The organism is Streptomyces sp. NPDC054841 (genome assembly GCF_053611045.1).
Window position 1 is genome coordinate 1 of record NZ_JBSGZO010000177.1, and the last position, 16,160, is coordinate 16,160.

Sequence of the window (16,160 nt, forward strand, 5' to 3'; positions counted from 1 at the left end):
CTGCGGCCCCTCCGGCGAGGGGCGGGATGGTCATGCCCCCAGCGTGGACGCGTCGGGTGCGTTGTGCCCGGGGTCCGCCGCGATCTCAACCCGAAAGGAGGACTGTTCCGCGAACCGCCAGCGCCCGGCGCAGGTCGTCGAGTTGGTCGACGAGCTTGCGGCGCAGGGCCGGGATCATCTCGGTGTCGCGGAGGCAGTCCTCGCCGAGGCGGAGGGCTTCGGTGTCCACGGCGTGGACGGGGAAGGCGTAGCGCCCGGCGGCTTCGGCGATGGCGGGTCCGCGGCGGGCGGCGACGGCGATGGCCGAGGGGTAGAAGCGGGGCACGTACTCCCGTACGAGATCGGCCTGTTCGGGCTGCCAGAAGCCCTGGGCGGTGGCGGTGAACAGGTAGTTGGAGAGGTCGTCGGAGTCGAACATCCGGGACCAGGCAGCTGCCTTGGCCTCCGGGGTGGGGAGGGCGGCACGGCAGCGGGCGGCGCCTTCCTGGCCGGTGGCGCTGGGGTCGCGGTCGAGTTCGGCGGCGATCTCGGTCTCGTCGGTGGCGCCGAGAACGGCGAGCCGGGCGAGGATGCGCCAGCGCAGTTCCGGGTCGAGCTCGGGGCCGCCGGGGACGCTGCCGCTGCCGAGCCAGTCGTGGAGTCCGTTCGGCTGGGCGGCGGAGTCGATGAAGTGGCGGACGGCGGTGAGCCGCAGGCCCGGGTTGTGGCCGTCCTCGGTGCGGCGGATCAGGTCGCGGGTGAGGTCGGTGAGCAGGGCGAGCGCGGCCGGGCGGGCCTCGGGGGCGAGGTAGCGGTCGGCGATGTGCGTGGTGGCGAAGCCGAGGACGCCCTGGACGATGGCGAGGTCGGCCTCGTGCGGGAGGTGGGCGCGGGCGGCGTCCAGGTAGGCGGTGGGGGCGAGTTCGCCGTCGCGGACCATGTCGCGTGCGGCGTTCCAGACGACGGCGCGGGTGAGCGCGTCGGGGAGGCCCGAGAGGGAGCGTACGGCGCTGTCCCAGGAGGCGGGGTCGAGGCGGACCTTGGCGTACGTCAGGTCGCTGTCGTTGAGGACGACGAGGGCGGGGCGGCGGCCGGCCGCGGTGGTGGGGGCGGTCTGCGGGATGTCGGCCTCGAAGCGGTCGCGCAGGACGAGGCGGCCGGGCTCGACCGGGTCCTCGTCGTAGGCGCCGACGGCGATACGGTGCGGGCGGCTGCCGTCCTGGGCGATGTCCAGGTGCCAGGTGCCGTCGTGCTCGGCGACGGCCGGGGTGAGGGTGTCGACGCCGGTGGTGCGCAGCCACTGGTCGGCCCAGACGTGGACGTCCCGGTCGGTGGCCTCGGCCAGGGAGTCGATGAAGTCGGCGAGGGTGGCGTTGCCGAAGCGGTGCCGGGCGAAGTGGATGTTGATTCCGGCGAGGAAGTCCTTCTCGCCGAGCCAGGCGACGAGCTGGCGGAGCGCGGAGGCGCCCTTGGCGTAGGAGATGCCGTCGAAGTTGAGCAGTGCGGAGGCGGTGTCGGGCACGGCGTCCGGGTCGGGGGCGACGGGGTGGGTGGAGGGGCGCTGGTCGGCGTCGTAGCCCCAGGCCTTCCGCACGATGCCGAAGTCGGTCCAGGTGTCGGTGAAGCGGGTGGCTTCGGTGAGGGTCTGGTAGCCCATGTACTCGGCGAAGGACTCGTTGAGCCAGATGTCGTCCCACCAGCGGAGCGTGACGAGGTCGCCGAACCACATGTGGGCCATCTCGTGGGCGATGACCATGGCGCGGGTCTGGCGTTCGGTGTCGGTGACCGCGGAGCGGTAGACGAATTCGTCGCGGAAGGTGACCAGGCCCGGGTTCTCCATGGCGCCCGCGTTGAACTCGGGGACGAAGGCCTGGTCGTAGGAGTCGAAGGGGTACGGCTCGTCGAACTTCTCGTGGTAGCGGTCGTAGCAGTCGCGGGTGATGGAGAGGATCTCCTCGGCGTCGGCGTCCAGGTACGGCGCGAGCGACCGGCGGCAGTGGATGCCGAAGGGCAGCCCAGCGTGCTGGGTGCGTACGGAGTGCCAGGGGCCGGCGGCGACGGCGACGAGGTAGGTGGAGATCAGCGGTGTGGGCGCCGCGGTCCAGCGGCCGTCCCCCTGGTGCGTCGTGACGCCGTTGGCGAGGACCGTCCAGCCTTCGGGGGCGGTGACGGTGAGCTCGAAGACCGCTTTGAGGTCGGGCTGGTCGAAGGCGGCGAAGACGCGCTGAACGTCCTCCATGAAGAGCTGGGTGTACGTGTACGTCTCGCCGTCGGCGGGGTCGGTGAAGCGGTGCATGCCTTCGCCGGTGCGGGAGTAGCGCATCGCGGCGTCGATGCGCAGTTCGTGCTCGCCCGCGGTGAGGCCGGTGAGCGCGAGCCGGTTGCCGTCGAGCGCCTCCGGGTCGAGGTGGTGGCCGTCGAGGGTGACGGAGCGCAGGGTGGCGGGCTTGAGCTCGACGAAGGTGTCTCCGGCCGCGCGGGCCGTGAACCGGATCACGGTTCGTGAGTCGAAGGTCTCTTCTCCGCCGGTCGTCAGATCGAGGTCGATCGTGTACCGGTGGACATCGAGGAGCTGGGCTCGGGTCTGCGCTTCGTCGCGCGTCAGTACGGACATGAGGGCCATGCTGCCTGATGGGCCCGGGCGCGGTCAGGGGGGTGGCGTTGCGCTGAGAGCGCACGCGCGGGCGACGATTCACGGCAGGCCGTTCCAGCGGCTGCCCGCGAAACGGGACAGCGCGGCGTCGAGCTCCGGCGGCACGTCGGGCTCGAAGCCCAGGTACCAGAGGTCGACCCAGCCGTCTTTGTCCGCGGTGATCTTCGGCGGCCGTTCGGATTCCGGCAGGAGTCGCAGTTCGATGGCGAACTCCGTGGGCACGCCCGGGAAGGCGGTTCTCTTCCGCAAGGACACCTCGGCGACATCCGTCCACCGGACGCGCAGGGGCATCGGGCCGCGCCGTTCGAGGACCTCTTCGGTCATTGGATGTGGACGTCTCCGGTGATCCGGCCGGCCTGGATCACGTACCGGGCCGTACCGGAGAACTCGTTGTGCACCCCTCCTGCCATGTCATGCCAACGTCAGAAGGGGCGGGCCGGTTCCCACCGCCCCGGCACCGTCATCCGCGGGATTCGTCGCCGGTCAGCGGCCCGTCGGCGATCTGTTCATGGTGGCGGATGACCCCGGCGATGATGAAGTTCAGCAGCTTTAGGGCGAGATCTTCGAAGGGCGCGTGCCAGCACCGACGTCTACGAATTGCCTGTTCAAACGCCCTCCCTTAGGGATCTCGTTCACCATTGCCGGGCTCGCACTACGTTGGGGCTACCCTGCGGGTACCCCAGTAGTGCAGGGACTCGTCCCCTAGATCTCGCCCAAACGATCAAGGCATCTATGCAGGTCAGACGCATAGATAGCACCGCCCCTCCCCGAAATAGGGAGGGGCGGCTCAGTGATGGGAATCAGTGGATTTCCCCAGACTCAGCTCGGTTCCCCGGTTGGTTGAGCGATGGACGAGTGGTCGGGGTCTCCGCTCGTGGAGTGCGGGGCTGTGACGACGTCTCAGGCGCCGAGGCCCTCGATGGTCTCCCCTACCAGGCGGTTGCCAGAGCTGGGGAGCCATACGGTCACCGGTGACAACGCGGCGACTGCCGCGCTCAGCCACTGTGGATCACCGAGCCGATCCAGTGCCTTCGCCTCGGAAAGCTTGCGAACCAGGGCCTTCAACAGGAACACATGGCTGCCCAGGTAGTGGCGCCTGTGGTGTGTGTACCGCACGGACCACGGCTCGGACGAGTGGCGAAGCAGCCCCTGCAAGGAGCAGCCGTCACGCCCCATTTCGTAAGGGGTGTTGCCGAACGCGCCGACGAAGCCTCCGGTACGGGTGGCCTCCCACTTCCAGCACGTCGCATGGACCCCAAGGTGCACGAACCGGGACCATTGGACGACGGCCCGGGGCGCGGGCTCCGCACGCCCGTGGTGCTCGACACCCTCGGGCGTGAGCACCACACACAGGCCGTCCTTCCGCTTCGGATCCCCGATCATCCACCGGTCTCCGACCAACTCCAGCGGCCCCAGGTACTGCGCCACGATGTCTCCCCCAAACCCCGCCATCCCTCCGGACTGCAACAGTAACCGGCGCCACAGGGGAACGGTCGTCCAAGGGGCGCGGGCCGCACCGGCCGTGCGCTCCGGCCCCATCTTCCGATGTGGTTCGGCATCGCTCGGTTTGCCGGCCGGACGCCTTCTTGGCGCACTGGCCATGAGGAGCCAGTGTGAGCAGGTCTGTCCTCTCCCTGAGCGAGGGGTGGGGAAATTCAAGGAGCTCCATCATCAGCGTCGGGGCCCCAACAAGGGGGCCAATCCTGTGGTGCCCCGACGCGCTCACGGCCTACGACCGAGCGGAGTTGACCTCGCTGACTTCGTCCGGCGGTAGCCAGCCTCTATGTGATCTATGCGGAACGGTCGCCCGTCCGTCGCCAACCCAGAGAAAGGCCCCGGTCAGCCGACGGAGGACGGCGGGCCGGGGCGGTCTTGAGGCGGTGTCCTACACGGCGGGCGCTCCGGCCCCGGGGCACATCTCCAGGCTGCCTGCTCGCTGGTGCGCGGCGACAGGCTGTCCGAGCTCGGCGCCTACTCCGGCCCCGCAGACGGGGCAGTAGCCCTCACACAGGCCGGGGTCGAACCGGTGGCCGTGCTCGGCGTGGCTGCACATATCAGTCCTCCATGAGGTTGGTGGTGCTGACAGGTGGTGCACTCCGCCACGGCCGGCTGCCGGGGCGGAAGTCCTCAGAGCTTGCGGGCGAAGATCCTGGAGCCGTCGTGGAAGTTCACGGTCACGCCGGTAAGGCCGGGGCGGGCGTCGGGCTGGGTGGACCAGCGGTCGACGGCGGAGATCTCCGGGTCCTCGGCGTGGCTGATGAGCGCGGCGAACCAGGCCTCGGGGTTGTCCGTCGTCTGCGGTGCGGGCCCGGCCGGGGCGGGCGTGCCGGTGACAGGGGTGTCGGTGAATCCCTCGTGCTTGGATCCCTCGGGGAGCTGGCCCGTGAACTGCCACCGCACCTCGCCGCCGGCGGTGGTGATGGCCACGCCGCAGGGGTGCTTCGTGTCGCCGGCCTCGGCAAGCGTCTGTACGCGGGCGGCGCTGGGCTCGTTCTTGACGACGTCGATGACGAAGTCGGTGAAGCGGGTGGGGCGCATAAGTGATCAAATCCCTTCGTGACGGCCGGCCCAGTCTATGAGCCAGCCGCGTCCGACTCACCGGCCTCTGGTGTCCCGCCCGCTGCCCAAGCCGCCGCAATGGCAGCGGGCGGGGGTTCATGGGCAGGCCCACACCTCGGTGTCGAGGACGTGAGCCCCGTCATGGCCGCGGGCGATGCCGCGGAGTACTGAGCCGACGGTCAGGGGCTTGCCGCAGGCGAAGCAGGCCCGGCCCGCGTACTGCTCCAAGGTGAGCGACTGTACGGGCGGCACTGGCCGCTGCCGGCAGGGCAGGGCGGTCGGCAGCCACACGACGTTGGACGCGGTCACTGGGGCTCCGGACCGCGGTTCGGCCACGACTGCCTTGTGACCCAGTTGTAGTGGTCGTCCTGGTGGCCGGGGTCCTCGGTGCAGCGGGTCCACGTGCCGGGCTTCTTGATCCAGCAGTAGCAGGGGATTACCACACGGTCGTCCGTGGTGTACGGCGGCGCCTTCTCGCTCACGACTGACCGCCCTTCGGGCAGCCCTGGCACCGGCGGGGGAACCAGCGGGTGCGCATGTCGAGGCGGCGAAAGCAGTGCTCGCCCTCGATGTCGACTGCCGAGGCGGGCGTGAGGACGACCCCGCAGAACACGCAGTCCATCCCTCGCTGTTGGCGCTGGGTCAGCGTCCCGATCGGTGGTAATGGGGCGGCCGTGGCTGCGGTCATGGGTTGCTCCCCGTCGGTCAGTTGTGACTATTCAGTGACCGTAAGTGCCGGGGAGTGCGCGGAGAGGGAGCGTTCCTCCCCCCTCGATGAGGGGGAGGACTCCTCCCCGTTACACGGGCACGCCGAGTTCCAGAGCGAGGTGTTGGGCGTCGTCGCGGACCATGCGTGGCCCGGTCTTGACGAGCTCGGGCAGGGCCATGCGGGTGTGGATGTTGTACTGGATCGTCTCGGGCGACTCGGTGAACGCCTTCTTCAGCAGCATGACCGCGGCGACGCCCTCGTCCTGCATGCCGTAGGCGCGGGCGGTTTCGATCAGGTGGTAGGAGCGGCGGGTCGCTGACGGCACCGTGTCCAGGTCGAGCGCGGCTGCGACTTCGAGCGCTTTGCCGGGCTGCATCAGGTCGTTGTGCATAGTGAGGGCGTAGCCGTCGACGATGCCCTGTCCGAAGATCAGCCACGGGTGGGCGTAGTCCCGGCCGAGGCGGTGGGCCGCGTCGTTGGCCTTGTCCCAGTAACGCCAGGCGTCGCCGGCCCTGCCGACCTTCGCGAAGCTGAGGGCGACAGCGAGTTGCAGCAGACCCCAGCGGGCGAGGTCCTCGGGGTCGTCCTGGCGCAGTAGCGCGGCTGCCTGCTCGGCCAGGTCGACACGGGCCTCGGCGGCCTCGTTGGCGTCGCGGTAGACGTGGTTCATGTACCAGGCTGCGGCGGCGATGGCGCGCGGGCTGTCGGCGTCCTGGGCGGCGGTCATGGCCCGGTCGCCGGTGAGCATGACGAGCTCGGGAGCGGGCTGGAACGACAGGAACAGCTGGGCCAGGTGGTAGACCTGCCCCTGAATGACCAGCGCGCGGCGCCGGCCTTCGCCCTCCAGGGTCCGGCTGGAGTGCTGTGCGTCGGCGAGCAGGTCGGGCAGCAGAGTGGCGATGCGGGAGCGATGGTCGCCCTTGCTGTGCCAGAGCTTCCACGCCTGCCGGACGCGGGCCGAGAGGACGTCGGCCGACTCGGGCTCCCGATCGGTAGCCTGGAGCCGGTAGGTGGTCAGCGCCGTTTTGATGATGGGCAGTTCACCGTGGATGGCCTTGGTGTACGAGGCGGCGGCGAGGCGCTCGTCGCCGATGAGGTCCGCGGGATCGACGCCGTAAATGTGGGCAAGGCGAAGCAGCATGGGAAGGCGGGGCATTCCGATGGCACCTGTCTCGATGGCTTTGACCCAGTCGCTGGAGCGGCCAACGAGCCCAGCGACGACGGGCCTGGTGAGGCCGGCGCGGTCACGTGCGACGCGGGCGCGCTGCGCGAAGTTAGCGGTGTTCCCTGCCTGGTTGTCCGTGCGATCGGGCATACTGAGCTCCGTTCGTCCTGACCTCGACACTCAGAACGCTACTCCCCGCGGACTACGAAGTTCGGGACCTTCGCACGCGAGTGGATGAAGGTACAGACGCCTCGCGGGCGGACGACGATGAACCGGTGGGAGCGCCTGGAGTCGCACATCCTGCCGCAGTGGGAGCACACGGCCCTGATCGCGTTCAACTGGTTCGACGTGGAAGCGTGGGCTCGAACGCTCAGCTGCGCCCGCAGCACAACGAAGGACTGCGTGCAGCTCATGTCCCGCATCCTGAACGGCGCGGTCGACGCGCGCCATCTCCGCGTCAGCCCTTTGGCCGGTCGGTGGCTTACCGGCCTGCCTGCCGACCCTGCCCCGAAGAAGTCGGAGGAGGAGCAGTGGGCGCCTCCGGAGGTGGTTCTCCAGCTGGCGCGCCGTCTCGGGCCGGCCTACGGGATGCACGTTCTGACAACCGCGTTCACGGGGCTGCGGTGGGAGGAGCTTGTCGGCCTGCACCGCCGCAATGCGCTTCTGGAGCGGCGGCAGCGGCATGACGGCAAGGTCTTCACCTGCCCGGTCATCCGGATCGACAAGGAGACCGGGGCACTCGCCGAGCAATTCACGCGCAATGAGGAGGGGAAGCGGCGGATCTTTCGCGGGCTGGAGCCCCCGAAGAATGAGCAGTCGGCCCGCGACATTGACATCCCCCCGTTCCTCACCGAACTGCTGGAAAAGCACCTGGCGGACTGGCCGTACGAGTGGGTGTTCTGCACGCCGACGGGCAAGTGGTGGTGGCGCTCGGAGTGGTGGCGCATCATCCGGCCGGCGGCGGACGGTAAGGGCTGTCCCGTAATCCCCGGTGGATCAGCGCGCGGCGTCAGATGCGGTGCATCGCAAGGCGGAGGGTCGTCCTCATACTGGGCGTATTCGGGCGATCCGACAACGCAGCGAGGTGCCGTAGCTGTCGTCGTGCGCCCGCCGGGGATTACGGGACAGCCCTTAGGGAGGCGCGGCCCAAGGCCCGCGGCACTGCGGTGAAGGAGGAGTGGAAGCCGATCATGCCCGGGCTGACGATGCCGGACCTGCGGCACACGCACGACACGTACCAGGCGGAGGATGACGTGAATCCGGTCTTGACGCACGAGCAGTCGGGGCACAAGTACCCTGGGATTAAGGGCACCTATCAGCATCCGACTCCTGCGATGCGGAAGCGCAGACTTGCGGCGTTCCAGTTGCGGTTCGAGCGGGCGATGGGGAATCTCGGGTGGGAGAGCGTCTGGGAGAGTTGATCTCCCAAATCTCTCCCAAACGATCATTGACGGAGTCGCAGGGGATCACTCCCCTGAGGCTCCGTTGCTGGTAACAGGCCCGTCGGCGATCTGTTCGTGGTGGCGGATCACTTCAGCGATGATGAAGTTCAGCAGCTTCTCGGCGAATGCCGGGTCCAGCTTCGCGCTCTCCGCGAGCTGGCGGAGGCGGGCGATCTGGCGGCCCTCGCGCTGCGGGTCGGCCGGGGGGAGCTGGTGCTGGGCCTTGAGGTGGCCGACCTGCTGGGTGCATTTGAAGCGTTCGGCGAGCATGTGGACGACGGCCGCGTCGATGTTGTCGATGCTTTCGCGCAGCCGGGTCAGCTCGGCCCGGACGGACTCGTCGATGTCGCTCGTCTCGCTGGAGGTCATGAGGAGGGAGCTTACGTCGGTCGGGGGGTGATGGTCGGGGGGTGTTCGGGATCCGGAATGCGATTGCTCCAGCCGCCGGGCACGGTCCGTCCCTGCTGCTCACGGAAGCGGATGGGGGCGGTGCCGACGCGGCGGGTGAACAGTCGGGAGAAGTAGGCCGGGTCGTCGTAGCCGACGCGGCGGGCGACGGCCGCCACGGGCAGATCGGTGGCGGCGAGGAGCTCCTTGGCGCGGCCCAGGCGGATGCCGAGGAGATAGTCCTTGGGGCTGCAGCCGGCGTTGCGGCGGACCGCGGTGCGCAGCTCCGCGGGGGTCATGCCGTGGCGGGCCGCGTGCTCGGCGACGGACAGCGGCTGGAATGCGTCGCGGGCGAGAGCCCGCAGGACGGGATCGCCGTCGGGGCCCACATCGGCGCGGGCGCGGCGCAGCGCGACGAGCAGCTCGTGGACGGCGGCGCCGGTCTCGACCTCCAGGAGCGGGTTGCCGCGGCGGGCGGCGCGGGCGATGCGGCCGACGGCGGCGCGGGCGGGGGCCGCGTCGGAGAGGGGGACGACGGGGCGGTCGGGCTCGATGAAGCCGAGTTCGGTGTAGGTGGCGGTCGCCGGGCCCGCGAAGTCGACGAAGCTCTCGTCCCAGCCGGTGGCGGGGTCGGGGCCGTAGTGGTGCGGGACGCCGGGGGTGAGCCAGAGCACGGCGGGCGCGGTGACGGTGGTGCGCCGCCCGTCGGTGCCGCGGTACCAGCCGCCGCCCGCGCTGATCAGGACCGCGACGTGGTGGTCGAGGGTGCGGGGGCCGACGGTCGGCAGCGCGCCGTGCTGCAGCCCGACGCCGAGGCAGACGAGGCCGAGCCGGTGGTGGACCGGGCTGGGCGTGAAGTAGCGCATCCATGTGTGGTACATCGGCCGGCCCTCCCGGCTCGGATCGTGTTCGTGGCCCGATGGTGTTTGCGTCCAAACAGCGCTGATCTTTGTCCATGGACCGCCGCACCGCCAGGGGGAGATCGTTGCTCGCGGTACGTGATCACGGAGGGCGGGGCGGTGGCTGAGTTCACTGTGGGGGATGAGCACTTTCTGGTGGACGGGCGGCCGGTGCGGCTGCTGTCCGGGGCGCTGCACTATTTCCGGGTGCACGAGGCGCAGTGGGGTCACCGGCTGGCGATGCTGCGGGCGATGGGCCTCAACTGCGTGGAGACGTACGTCCCGTGGAATCTGCATGAGCCGCGGAGCGGCCGGTACCACGATGTGGGGGCTCTCGGGCGCTTCCTGGACGCGGCGCACGCGGCGGGGCTGTGGGCGATCGTGCGACCGGGGCCGTACATCTGCGCCGAGTGGGAGAACGGCGGACTGCCGCACTGGCTGACCGGTCCGCTCGGGTCGCGGGCGCGGACGCGTGACGCCCGGTACGTCATGCATGTGGAGCGCTGGTTCGGCACGCTGATGCCGCAGGTCGTGGAGCGGCAGATCGACCGGGGCGGTCCGGTGATCATGGTCCAGGTGGAGAACGAGTACGGCTCCTACGGCTCCGACCAGGTCTATCTGGGCCGGCTGCGGGACCTGCTGCTCGGACTCGGCGTGGAGGTGCCGCTGTTCACCTCCGACGGCCCCGAGGACCACATGCTGACCGGTGGTTCCGTGCCGGGTGTGCTCGCCACGGCGAACTTCGGCTCGGGCGCGAGGGACGGCTTCGAGGTGCTGCGCCGGCATCAGCCGAAGGGGCCGCTGATGTGCATGGAGTTCTGGTGCGGCTGGTTCAGCCACTGGGGCGACAAGGCCGTCGTACGCGACGCGGCCGACGCGGTGGAGGCGCTGCGCGAGATCCTGGAGTGCGGGGCGTCGGTCAACATCTATATGGCGCACGGCGGGACGAACTTCGCGGGGTGGGCCGGCGCGAATCGCTCCGGCGAGCTGCACATGGGCGAGCTGAACCCGGACATCACGTCGTACGACTACGACGCGCCCGTCGACGAGTTCGGGCGCCCGACGGAGAAGTTCTGGGCGTTCCGCGAGCTTTTGGCGCCGTACGCGGAGGGTCCGCTGCCGGAGGTTCCCGAGGCGCCGGCGGTGCTGGCGGCTCCGGCGGAGGCCGTGCTGGGCGAGTGGGCGCCGATGGAGGCGGTGCTGGAGGCACTGGGCGGCCCGGAGACCGAGCACGCGACCCCGCCGCCCTTCGAGGAGCTGGACGTCGACCGGGGCCTGGTGCGGTACCGGCTCGATGTGCCCGGGCCGCGGCGGGCCCGTCCCCTGACCGTGGACGGACTCCGGGACATCGCGGTGGTGTACGTGGACGGGGTACGGGCGGGCGTGGTGACGGAGGCCGACGCGACGCTGCCGGAGGCGGTGGAGGGTCCCGCGGAGGTGGAGCTGTGGGTGGAGTCGCTGGGTCGGGTCAACTACGGCCCGCGGCTGGGCGAGCCGAAGGGCATCACGGGTGGAGTGATGCACGAACGCCAGTTCCTCCACGGGGTGCGGGCGCGGGGGCTGCGGCTGGATGCGTTCGAGCGGGCGGGGGCGGTGGCCGCGGTTCCGTTCGCGGCACCGCGGCCGGGCGGGCGGGGCCTGTACCGGGGCGAGGTGGCGGTCACCGGAGCCGGCGACGCCACGCTCGAACTGCCGGGCTGGACCCGGGGGTTCGTGTGGGTCAACGGCTTCTGCCTCGGCCGCTACTGGGCGGCGGGCCCGCAGACGTCCCTGTTCGTCCCCGGTCCGGTGCTGCGCGAGGGTGCGAACGAGGTGTGGGTGCTGGAGCTGGAGCGGGGCGGGGAGGCCGTACGCCTGGGGTGACTCCGCACGGCGTGCTGCGGCCCGGCGTTTCCTCCCCGCCCCTCCTCAGAGCTTGGGCTGGAGCGTCAGAGCTTGGGACTTTGAAGACACGACCTAGAGGTTCGCGGCCGCGGACCTGATCGCGGAGGCGAAGGTGGAGACCTCGGTGTAGACACCTGGGAGGTTGGGCCGTGCGCAGCCCTCGCCCCAGCTGACGATGCCGACCTGGATCCAGGCTCCGGCGTTGTCGCGGCGGAACATCGGGCCGCCGGAGTCACCCTGGCAGGTGTCGACGCCGCCCTGGGGCAGGCCGGCGCAGATCTCCTCGTTGGAGATGAGGCTCGGGTAGGACTGCTTGCAGGAGGCGTCGGAGACGAAGGGGACCTGCGCCTTGAGCAGGTAGCGCTGCTGGGCACCGCCCTCACGGGCCGCGCCCCAGCCGGCGACGGTGAAGGTGCCGTTGTTGTACGCCGTCGTGTCGGCGATCTTCAGCGTGGGCAGGTTGATCGGCTGGGCGAGCTTGATCAGCGCCCAGTCCTTGCCGTTGCCGTTGTAGCCGGGGGCCTGAAGGACCTTGGTCGACCTGACCTTGATCGCGTTGGGGCTCCGGAGGTCCACGACTCCGGCGGTGGCGGTGATGCTCGTGTTGTTGCCGGAGCCGCTCACACAGTGCGCGGCGGTGAGGACGATCTGCTGGGTGAGGAGTGAGCCGCCACAGCCCATGGAGAGCCGGACCATGAAGGGGAACTCGCCCTGGGCGGCGCGGGTTCCGCCGACGACCGGCGGCGGGGCGGCGAACGCGGAGGTGGGCTGCAGACTGACGGCCGCGAGTATGACGGCGCCGGCGGCAGCGCATCTCTTGAGGACGCGCATGAGCTTGTTCAAGGGTCTGCCTTCTTTCGTGGGGGGTTGACGCGTACGCGCAGGCCGAGCCCGTGCCATCGGGTAGTGACATGGGCTCGTCAAGGCGTGGTCGGATTATGGGGAGGCCGCCAGGCGGCCCACAAGGCGCACTTTTCGGCCATACATCTCGGCGCGAAGGGGGCGCGGAGCGCCGTAGAGTTGAGAGCGGCCGACCGTCGTTCAGGCTGCTGTGAGGGCCGGCTTCGTACAGCACCCACAGGGGGTACGGGCGTGACGAACGGCAGCGAGGTCGTGCACGGCTTCCCGCATCTCGACACCGTGCGGGTGGCGATCACCGCACTGCACAAACGGCTGTCGTACGACGGTGTGCGCGCCTACGCGAGCAGCGTCCCCCCGGCCGATGTGGCCTTCTCGGACCAGGACGATCTGCATCTCGGGGCGCAGCGGGTGGCCCATGCGCTGGTGCATCAGCTGCGGCTGCCGGAGGCCCGGATGATCGTGAGCTTCCGGGAGATGCACCACGCCGCGAGCGTGGAACTCGCGGCGGGGCCGGAGTACTTCATCGAACTGAACGACCGCTTCCGCACCCATCGCCGGGACATCGGGGCGGCTCTCGCGCACGAGATCACGCATGTGCTGCTGCACCGGCTGGACCTGACGTTCCCCGGCACCCGCGACAACGAGATCCTCACGGACACGGTGACGACGTACCTCGGGGCGGGGTGGCTGCTGCTCGACGCGTACCGCGAGGACGAGGTTTCCAGCCAGAAACTGGGCTATCTGACCCCGGAGGAATTCGGGTACGTCCTGGCCAAGCGCGCACTGGTCTTCGGCGAGGATCCATCGGTCTGGTTCACCAGCCCGCAGGGCTACACGGCCTATGCGAAGGGCCGGGCGCAGGCGCTGCGGGACGCGCAGCAGCCGCCGCTGTCCGCGGCCGGGTGGAACGGGCGGCGGCGCTACGCGAAGGACCGGCGGTACGCCCAGGACCACCCGGGTCCGGGGAGTCCCGGCCGCGGCACGCCGTACGCCTTCGAGCGGGCGCCGGGCGGGGGGCTGCGGGTGTCGTTCCCCTGTCCCACGTGCCACCAGCGCATCCGGATGCCGGTGCGGGGGCGGGTTCGCGCGCGCTGCGCGTTGTGCCGGACGATTCTCGAATGCGACACCTGAGGGGGCTTCCGTAGGGTTTTCGGTATGAGGACCGAAACCCCTGACCTGGACGGCCCGGACGGCCCGGACGGCCCGGACGGCCACGACGGCCCGGACCTGACCGGAGAGCTCTTCGGGGCCCTCTACGGCGGTGACGACGACGCGGTGGTGCGGGCGCTGCGGGCGGGTGCGCCGGCCGGGACGGCCGACGAGGACGGGACGACGGCGTTGTACCTGGCCGCGTCCCGGGGGCGTGCGGGCGCGGTCCGGCTGCTGCTCGCGGCCGGGGCCGACCCGGACCGGGCGAGCGGCCCGGACGGCGCGGAGCTGCCGCTGTGCGGGGCTGCGGTGTGGGGGCGCACCGAGGCGATGCGGGCGCTGCTGGCGGCGGGGGCGCGGCCCGATCTGGAGGAGGACGCCGGGGTCCGAGCGTTGACATGGGCCTGTCGGCAGGGCCACGCCCAGGCCGTGCAGGTCCTCCTGTCGGCGGGCGCCGACCCGGACCTGCCCGGCCCCGGTGGGGAGTCCCCACTGGTGACGGCGGTCCGGCGCGGGTCCCCCTCCTGCGTCCGCACCCTGCTGGAGCACGGCGCCCGGGCGACGGCGGAGGCTCTCGCGGAGGCCCGCAGATGGCTGGGTACCGATGTGGAGGCGGAGCTGCGCCGGGGGCTGGAGGAGACGTACGGCGACGGGTACGAGACGGTGTCCCGGCGCGTCGAGGAGGACGGTGGGGTGACAGTGGTCGTGGAGCTGTTCCACGGCGACGGCCAGGTGGCCGGGAACGAGCAGCAGACCGGGCACGCGGCGATCGCCACGCTTCTGGAGAGGGAGCTGGACGTACGGACCCCGTTCGAGGAACTGGCCGGGCGGGCGCTGAGGTCCGGCGCCCCGGACGGCGACGACTGGATCGAGTCGGCCGCCGCGCTGTGGCACCGGGCCGACGAGGAGACCTTCCGGGCCGCGGCGGCGTGGTGCGGGAGCGACGATCCGCTGCGGCAGACGTTCGCCGCGGATGTGCTGGCCCAGCTGGGGCTGGTGGGTGCGCCGCGTACGGAGGGCGGCGGCCCGGCCGGCCAGGGCCACCCGTACGGGGTGTCCGGTGGTCACGGTGCTTCCCGACGCGAGGCTCCTGGGCACGAGGGGCCCGCCGGTAAGGGGGCGACCGGATCGCGGCACGAGGCGTCCGGCGGGGACGGGACACCCGGAGCGCACGCAGGGTTGTCGGCACGGGTGGTGCCGCTGCTGCGGGAGCTGGCACGGGAGTCGACGGAGCCGGAGGTGATCCAGTCGGCGGTGCTGGGCCTCGGGCACCACGGGGATCCGGCCGCGTTGCCGGAGATTCTGCGGCACGCCGCGCACCCGGACCGCGAGGTGCGGTACCGGGTGGCGCTGACGCTCGGCGGACTGGTGCCCGGCGGGCACAGCGAGGGCATCGAGGTGCTGATCGCGCTGAGCCGGGACGGTGACGAGCGGGTCAGGGACTGGGCGACGATGGCGCTCGCCGGCGTGGACGCCGACACCCCGGAGATCCGGACGGCACTCGCCGACCGCCTCCGCGACGACGACGCGGACACGGAGGCGGAGGCCGCCCGCGGCCTGGCGATGCGTCAGGATTCCCGGGCCGTCGGGGCGTTGACCCGCATCCTCGCGGACGAGGACCCGGAGGGCTATGCCTACTCCACCGCCGAACAGGCCCTGGAGTACGTCGAGGACGAGCGCGTAAGGCTCCGGCTGGAGTCGGTCGTGCCCCGGTCGCACTGACCGGGGCGCCGCGGACGCGGCCCGGGTGCGCACCTGACTCGCGCTGCCCCACGGCACGGCGGACGGGCCGGTGCACGGACCCTCGCACCGCCGGCGTCGGCACACCGGGCCGTTCCGGCCGGCCGGGGCGCGCGGCGGGGAGCGCGGCGGGGAGGCCGGTACGACGGAACCGCCTCGAACACCGACGGCGTGGGAGGGCGCGCCCGGACGCCGGGCCACCCTCCGTCGCCTCCGTACCCGGTCAGGATCCGCTCGGGTCGGTGAAGAAGTCGGCGGCCAGGCGGTGCAGTTCGGCGGACGCCTCGGCCAGCACCCAGTGGCCGCAGTGGGGGAGGACGTGCAGCCGCGCGTCCGGCACGGACCTGAGCGCGAACAGGGCGCCGTCGAGCGGAGTGACCCGGTCCTCGCGGCCCCAGACGAGCAGGGTGGGACGGTCCACGCGAGCGGCCTCGCGCCACAGCATCATGTCCTGCTGGAGGTCGGGGCGGGCCAGCGCGGCGCCCACACGGGCGCCGCCGAGGCGGGCCTCGGGGTCCATGGCCCGGGCGAACCTCTCCTCGACGAGTTCGTCGGTGACGACGGCCGGGTCGTGGACCAGGGTGGTCAGGAAGGCACGCATCAGGTCACGCGTCGGTTCGGCGGCCGTCGCGAAGTCGACGAAGCGCCTGATCCCCTCGGTGGGTTCCGGCGACAGAAGCCCTACGGACAGGCCGGCGGGGCTCACGAGCAGCAGCCTGCCGACCCGCTGCGG

The 16,160-nt window shown here is 71.1% G+C and carries 17 protein-coding genes and 1 pseudogene; 5 read left to right on the top strand and 13 right to left on the bottom strand.

What is annotated here, in order from left to right; translation table 11 throughout:
* Positions 1 to 85 precede the first annotated feature (85 nt).
* The 9 genes and pseudogenes from pepN to ACWGI8_RS22915 all read right to left on the bottom strand — a co-directional run bounded on the left by pepN (position 86) and on the right by ACWGI8_RS22915 (position 7,215).
* Entirely contained in the window at positions 86 to 2,593 is a 2,508-nt protein-coding gene (gene pepN / locus ACWGI8_RS22875; protein ID WP_453663480.1) for an aminopeptidase N, read from the bottom strand.
* A gap of 78 nt (positions 2,594 to 2,671) precedes the next feature.
* Complete coding sequence (locus ACWGI8_RS22880; protein ID WP_453663481.1) at positions 2,672 to 2,956, bottom strand: hypothetical protein; 285 nt, start codon at positions 2,954 to 2,956, stop codon at positions 2,672 to 2,674.
* 136 nt (positions 2,957 to 3,092) lie between these two features.
* Positions 3,093 to 3,188 (bottom strand): annotated as a pseudogene (locus tag ACWGI8_RS22885) (chorismate mutase); the annotation flags it as partial.
* Positions 3,189 to 3,532: 344 nt separating this feature from the next.
* Positions 3,533 to 4,060, bottom strand: coding sequence for a hypothetical protein (locus tag ACWGI8_RS22890; protein ID WP_453663482.1), 528 nt, complete (start codon positions 4,058 to 4,060; stop codon positions 3,533 to 3,535).
* Positions 4,061 to 4,517: 457 nt separating this feature from the next.
* Complete coding sequence (locus ACWGI8_RS22895) at positions 4,518 to 4,685, bottom strand: hypothetical protein (protein ID WP_453663484.1); 168 nt, start codon at positions 4,683 to 4,685, stop codon at positions 4,518 to 4,520.
* Positions 4,686 to 4,759: 74 nt separating this feature from the next.
* Positions 4,760 to 5,170 (bottom strand): hypothetical protein, encoded by a 411-nt coding sequence (locus tag ACWGI8_RS22900; protein WP_453663486.1) that lies wholly within the window; start codon positions 5,168 to 5,170, stop codon positions 4,760 to 4,762.
* 117 nt (positions 5,171 to 5,287) lie between these two features.
* Positions 5,288 to 5,500, bottom strand: coding sequence for a hypothetical protein (locus tag ACWGI8_RS22905; protein ID WP_453663487.1), 213 nt, complete (start codon positions 5,498 to 5,500; stop codon positions 5,288 to 5,290).
* Positions 5,497 to 5,673 carry a hypothetical protein gene (locus ACWGI8_RS22910; RefSeq protein ID WP_453663489.1) on the bottom strand — a complete coding sequence of 59 codons (177 nt, stop codon included), beginning with the start codon at positions 5,671 to 5,673 and terminating at the stop codon, positions 5,497 to 5,499. Before ACWGI8_RS22910 ends, ACWGI8_RS22905 begins: the two co-directional genes overlap by 4 nt.
* 315 nt (positions 5,674 to 5,988) lie before the next feature.
* Positions 5,989 to 7,215 carry a helix-turn-helix domain-containing protein gene (locus ACWGI8_RS22915; protein WP_453663490.1) on the bottom strand — a complete coding sequence of 409 codons (1,227 nt, stop codon included), beginning with the start codon at positions 7,213 to 7,215 and terminating at the stop codon, positions 5,989 to 5,991.
* 261 nt (positions 7,216 to 7,476) lie between these two features.
* On the opposite strand from ACWGI8_RS22915, the gene ACWGI8_RS22920 reads away from it, so the two are divergent.
* Positions 7,477 to 8,235 carry a hypothetical protein gene (locus ACWGI8_RS22920; protein ID WP_453663492.1) on the top strand — a complete coding sequence of 253 codons (759 nt, stop codon included), beginning with the start codon at positions 7,477 to 7,479 and terminating at the stop codon, positions 8,233 to 8,235.
* 20 nt (positions 8,236 to 8,255) lie between these two features.
* A complete protein-coding gene (locus tag ACWGI8_RS22925) occupies positions 8,256 to 8,486 on the top strand; it encodes a hypothetical protein (protein WP_453663494.1) in 231 nt (76 codons plus the stop codon).
* Between the two features lie 45 nt (positions 8,487 to 8,531).
* On the opposite strand, the gene ACWGI8_RS22930 is transcribed toward ACWGI8_RS22925, so the two are convergent.
* Together ACWGI8_RS22930 and ACWGI8_RS22935 are read right to left on the bottom strand one after the other, a co-directional pair.
* Positions 8,532 to 8,876 (bottom strand): chorismate mutase, encoded by a 345-nt coding sequence (locus tag ACWGI8_RS22930; RefSeq protein ID WP_453663496.1) that lies wholly within the window; start codon positions 8,874 to 8,876, stop codon positions 8,532 to 8,534.
* 11 nt (positions 8,877 to 8,887) lie between these two features.
* Positions 8,888 to 9,775: a helix-turn-helix domain-containing protein gene (locus ACWGI8_RS22935; RefSeq protein ID WP_453663497.1), complete on the bottom strand. Its 888-nt coding sequence runs from the start codon at positions 9,773 to 9,775 to the stop codon at positions 8,888 to 8,890.
* A 138-nt stretch (positions 9,776 to 9,913) separates the two neighbouring features.
* Between ACWGI8_RS22935 and ACWGI8_RS22940 the strand changes: the two genes are divergently transcribed.
* Positions 9,914 to 11,656, top strand: coding sequence for a glycoside hydrolase family 35 protein (locus ACWGI8_RS22940; protein ID WP_453663499.1), 1,743 nt, complete (start codon positions 9,914 to 9,916; stop codon positions 11,654 to 11,656).
* 93 nt (positions 11,657 to 11,749) lie between these two features.
* Here the strand turns inward: ACWGI8_RS22940 and ACWGI8_RS22945 are convergent, their stop codons facing one another.
* Positions 11,750 to 12,508, bottom strand: a complete 759-nt coding sequence (locus ACWGI8_RS22945; RefSeq protein ID WP_453663506.1) for a S1 family peptidase — start codon at positions 12,506 to 12,508, stop codon at positions 11,750 to 11,752.
* A 261-nt stretch (positions 12,509 to 12,769) separates the two neighbouring features.
* On the opposite strand from ACWGI8_RS22945, the gene ACWGI8_RS22950 reads away from it, so the two are divergent.
* Together ACWGI8_RS22950 and ACWGI8_RS22955 are read left to right on the top strand one after the other, a co-directional pair.
* On the top strand, positions 12,770 to 13,669 hold the full coding sequence (locus ACWGI8_RS22950; protein ID WP_453663500.1) for a hypothetical protein: 900 nt from the start codon (positions 12,770 to 12,772) through the stop codon (positions 13,667 to 13,669).
* 24 nt (positions 13,670 to 13,693) lie between these two features.
* The gene (locus ACWGI8_RS22955; protein ID WP_453663502.1) at positions 13,694 to 15,409 is read left to right on the top strand and encodes an ankyrin repeat domain-containing protein; all 1,716 of its coding nucleotides are present in this window, start codon (positions 13,694 to 13,696) and stop codon (positions 15,407 to 15,409) included.
* Between the two features lie 241 nt (positions 15,410 to 15,650).
* On the opposite strand, the gene ACWGI8_RS22960 is transcribed toward ACWGI8_RS22955, so the two are convergent.
* On the bottom strand, positions 15,651 to 16,160 hold a 510-nt coding region (locus ACWGI8_RS22960; protein WP_453663504.1), incomplete at its 5' end, for an alpha/beta fold hydrolase.